Source organism: Chitinophaga sp., assembly GCF_036569125.1.
Lineage (GTDB): Bacteria > Bacteroidota > Bacteroidia > Chitinophagales > Chitinophagaceae > Chitinophaga.
On sequence record NZ_DATCRF010000832.1, the window covers coordinates 1 to 4,372 of the forward strand.

Annotated in this window: 4 protein-coding genes; all 4 read right to left on the bottom strand. The window is 53.0% G+C overall.

Features of this window, described 5'->3' with window-relative positions:
* A partial coding sequence (locus tag VIM87_RS30640; RefSeq protein WP_332000669.1) for a DUF4157 domain-containing protein occupies positions 1–695 on the bottom strand: 695 nt, incomplete at its 3' end.
* 36 nt (positions 696–731) lie between these two features.
* Positions 732–1,028 carry a hypothetical protein gene (locus tag VIM87_RS30645; protein ID WP_332000670.1) on the bottom strand — a complete coding sequence of 99 codons (297 nt, stop codon included), beginning with the start codon at positions 1,026–1,028 and terminating at the stop codon, positions 732–734.
* Between the two features lie 2 nt (positions 1,029–1,030).
* On the bottom strand, positions 1,031–2,824 hold the full coding sequence (locus VIM87_RS30650; RefSeq protein ID WP_332000671.1) for a protein-glutamine glutaminase family protein: 1,794 nt from the start codon (positions 2,822–2,824) through the stop codon (positions 1,031–1,033).
* Between the two features lies 1 nt (position 2,825).
* Positions 2,826–4,372 (bottom strand): DUF4157 domain-containing protein (locus tag VIM87_RS30655; RefSeq protein ID WP_332000672.1); only part of this gene is annotated, 1,547 nt, incomplete at its 5' end.

Sequence of the window (4,372 nt, forward strand, 5' to 3'; positions counted from 1 at the left end):
GAGGTAATAGGGTTGCCCGGCGATGTGCCGCCCGGCGGCATCAGCTCACTGGGCCTGAAACGCCGTTGTATAAGCGGTTTGCGGGCTATGTCAGCTTGCTGTAAGGTATGGGTTAGCTCATGTGCTAACAGGTGTTTACCCTGTGCTGATTCCGGTGTATACTGCCCGCTGTTGAAATAAATATCATTGCCTACGGTAAATGCCTGTGCATTCAGCTGTGTTGATAACCGGGCTGCATCATTACCGGTATGAATACGTACATCTGAAAAATCTGCGCCAAAGCGGCTTTCCATAAAATGCTGCGTAGGTGCCGCCATGGCGCTGCCGCTGCCCTGGCTGGCCTGTATGCCGCTGCTTACCGCTTCACTAACCGGGCTGCTGTTACTTTCTGCTGCTTTTTTTTGAATAAAGGAGGTCAATGGTTTGCGCTGCGCTTTTTCCTCCTCCTCACAATGCGCACATTTACGTTGAATGAAGGATGGTTCCGGCATGCGCATAACGGTATCGGCCATATTATCTGCTTCCTGCTCCAAAGGATCATCAGGTGCACCAACGGTGAGCTTGCATTGTACCACAGGCTGTAATAACAGGGACGGCTCTGCATCCTGCTCTGTTTGTGTGTACATAGGCGAAACATCGCGTTGGGCCGCAGCACTAACCGCCGGGGTATGCGCAGTTTCAGCGGACTTATTCATGGCAGCTTTTACTTTTGGGGTATGTATAATTACTGCTTATTCCAGTGCAGTGATCTGCTGATTGCTGGTTCGTACTTTTAGCTTCGTTTTATCCTTTAATGCTTTTTTTACCTGTGCTACCCATTCGTTAAAATGTTTGTCCGACCCTGGAATAATGAACAGGGCCGCATGTTCCTGGAAGCCCAGGTGCGCGCCATCATCTTCCAGGTCAAGGAACATGGGTGTTCCGTAAAATTCTTCCTGCTGGTTCATTTTCTTCGCGGTTTGTTTTTTAGGGCGTTGCTGGTATGAAAGTGTACAACATATCAGCGCGGCAAGTATAACACTTTTCATGATCAGGGTGTGGTAAATGCTGTAATGATATCTAAACTTTCGCTCACAGATAACCTGTGGTAAATATCTGTCATTAAATTCGGAAAACGGTTCATAAAATCCATCCTTACTGCCAGGGGAGCGCTGTGGATCCCCTGCACCAAAGCCGGTACATCTACCGGCGCTGCGGTTAATGCATTACGTATAAAGAAGGCCAGCTCCTGTGCAGGTACGGCTGTAGCGTATGTTGAGATCTCGTGCAGCTTATTGCGCATATCTGTTAATGCGGCCATCCCGGCAGGTGCATTACGCCAGTCGCCAACAAAATAACTATCCCGGTCTGCCTCATAAGTAATGTTACCTATGCCGCTGAAGCTACCACTGTTGCTGCTTACATAATCCCTTACCTGTTCCAGGGTCATGGGTCGGAAATCATTTACCGGCCGCATTTTCGCTGTCCATTCAGCGATGGTGATGGGATGATTGTCCAGCGAAGGATCCATGACCATTTGTACCACCGTGCCATTAGGCCGCTGTACTGATATTACCGGCGCTACGTGATACCACCAGTTGGTAGTGGCCGGCATGCCGGGGGCCCTGGTATCATTGGAATAATTGGAACCTACCGTAAGCCCGCCGGGCTGCATGGATATTACAAACTCTTTGCGGGATGCGTATCCCAGGGCTGTTAACCGCTGCTCCATAAAATAAGCGCGTGTATAACATGCATTAGCCGGGTAATGGAACGTAACGGGTGCTTCCGTACCGCTTTCTGTAAAGAAAGTAAGCTGGCTAAGCTGATTGAATAATTGTATGCTTTCCTGCTCGGTGACCACGCCGATCTCAATGCCCAGGCGGTCTGTATGGCTTTGCTGGCTGATGGCGGTATGCTGTAAACGCTGCCTTGCAGCCTGCACAAAGTTCACCCCATCATTTTGCCAGCTGAAACGCCCGCCATTGCGCAGGTGGTTTAAGATCAGCAGGCTTATTACACGGGCTTCATCCGCTGTTACCTGGTAGTTTTGCTGCCAGGTTTGCTGCGGGTCCATTAAGGTGCGGTATTCATCAGAGCTTTCAATGGCTGCGGTGCCGATCGATATGCCATCACTGCCTATATAGGGTAATAGCTGCGCTAATGAATTGCCATTCATGAGCAGCATGGCCCGGGCATATTCACTGTCCGTAAGCTCGTCCCGCAGATCGTCCATCAGGCTGCGGTGGGTTTGCTGCTGGTAAGCTGCGCGGATGGCGGTCATCATTTCCGGCGTGCGGCCGGCAAGCGCCGCGTACACAGCTTCTTCATTGGTGCCTAAACCTTCCATGGCATTCCGCAGCTGATCGGCAATTACCGCTGCCTGTGCCTGCGGCGTAGTGGCGCCGGGAGTAGATACGCCTGCCAGGCGGAGCAATTCTCCTTCTGTGAGCTCGTCAACAAGATCGGCCTGCAAGCTGCGCCGCGTAAGGCGCTGGTAGGCCATATCAATGGCATCTACCTCCGCCTGCGTACGGCCGCCCAGTGCAGCGTAAATGGCATCTTCATCGGTACCCAGGCCTTCCATGGCTTCCCGCAGCTGTGCGGCTACTACTTCAGGTATAAAATGTTCAGGAGTGCGTTGTATGATTGGCTGTGGTGCGGTGGAAGTAAGCGGTGAGCGCTGTACCTGGTCCTCCTCTTCACAATGTGCGCATTTGCGTTGTAAAAAAGGGGCTTGGGGCATGCGCATGATCTCCGGTACATCCGTTTCCGTTATAAGCTCCGGACCGGCTGCAGCCGGGGTGATCTTTGTTTGGGGTGCTATGGATGCTGGTTCGTGCATGTTATTTAGTGGCCACAATTTCGTATACCTGTCCGGAGGGATGATCTTTTAGAAAAGGCGAGCAGATACCGCACTCGATATATTCCGCAAGAAAAGGTGTTTGATTATCCAGCCGCCGGTGCCCGCGCATATGCTGCCCGGTTTCTACAGCGCACAGGTTATAACGTGCATCTTCTCCTCCGATATACAGCGGGTGTGTATGGTGTGCATCATACGGTGTATTGGGTTCCGCATCATTTTCAAAACAGGGTTGTGGTGGCGGTATGCCCCGTCTTCTGGCTTCATCCAGCTCTTCGCGGAAGCGGCGTTGTTCTGCGCCTCTTTCCACACCTTCCCATTCACGGTCGCCTGCGTTAGTGCGTTGCAGCCAGCGTACCAAGGGAGGGTAAGGCAGCTCTGCCGGCCAGGCAATAGGCAATGGCATTTCACAAGGTTCCTGTGAGCATTGCCTGCGCCTGCGGCGGCGCGGCTCCGGTTCAGGCCGTGGTTCCGGTACAGGCCCTGGCCCAGGTTCCGGTTCAGGCTCCGGCCGGGGATCTCTGCGGCGGCGGGTACGCGGTTCAGGAGCTTCCACAGGCGGTGTGGTTGGCACCGGTAATGGATTGTCCAGCGCATGCCGCATCAGCTCTACTGCGCGGGCTACTGCCGCTGCGGCTATACGCCAGGCAGCTGCTATTTCAGCTGCGGAATAACCAATTGCAAAACCAACTCCAAAAGCAACTGCAGCGCCTATGAGTACAAACGGAATGGCTACATCATCTGCAACGCCTACACCGGTAACATCATCGGCAGCTAATGCGCCTGCACCTACTAAGGCAGTTTCTCCTGCTGCAATAGCGCTGCTGCCTGCCGCGGCCATTTCTGTAGCAGTTACGATAGCTGCTTCTGCTTCGGCAGTGGCGGCGGTAATGGCTGCAGATTCTTCTGCAGCAAGGGCGCCGGCGCGCATGAGCGCATTTACATCCTGTAACAGCGCGTGCATTTGTGCAATCTGCTGCGGGGTAACCGGTACGCCACCTGGCGCAAGCTGCCTTTGTATGCGGGGAGCAATATGCGCAGTATTGCCACTGCCGTTCTGCTGTATGACATGCGTTAGCTCATGCGCTAACAGGTGTTTACCGTCCGATGCTTCGGGTGAATATTTACCGCTGTTAAAATAAATATCATTACCTACGGTGAATGCCTGGGCATTCAGCTCACGGGAAAGTTGTATAGCGTTATGGTCTGTATGAATGCGTACACCGGAAAAATCTGCACCAAAGCGGCTTTCCATAAAGCTTTGCGTGGGGGCTTCCAGGGCGCTGCCACCTCCTTTGCTGGACTGGATCTGGTTACTGACGGTAGTACTGGCCAGGGTGCCGCCTTCACCCCCTTTCTTTTGAATAAAGGAGGCCAGCGGTTTGCGCTGCGCTTTTTCCTCTGCTTCGCAATGCGCACATTTACGCTGAATAAAAGAAGGTTCCGGCATGCGCATAACAGTATCGGCCATATGATCTGCTTCTTTTTCCAAAGGATCATCTACCGCGCCAACAGTGAGCTGGCATTGGA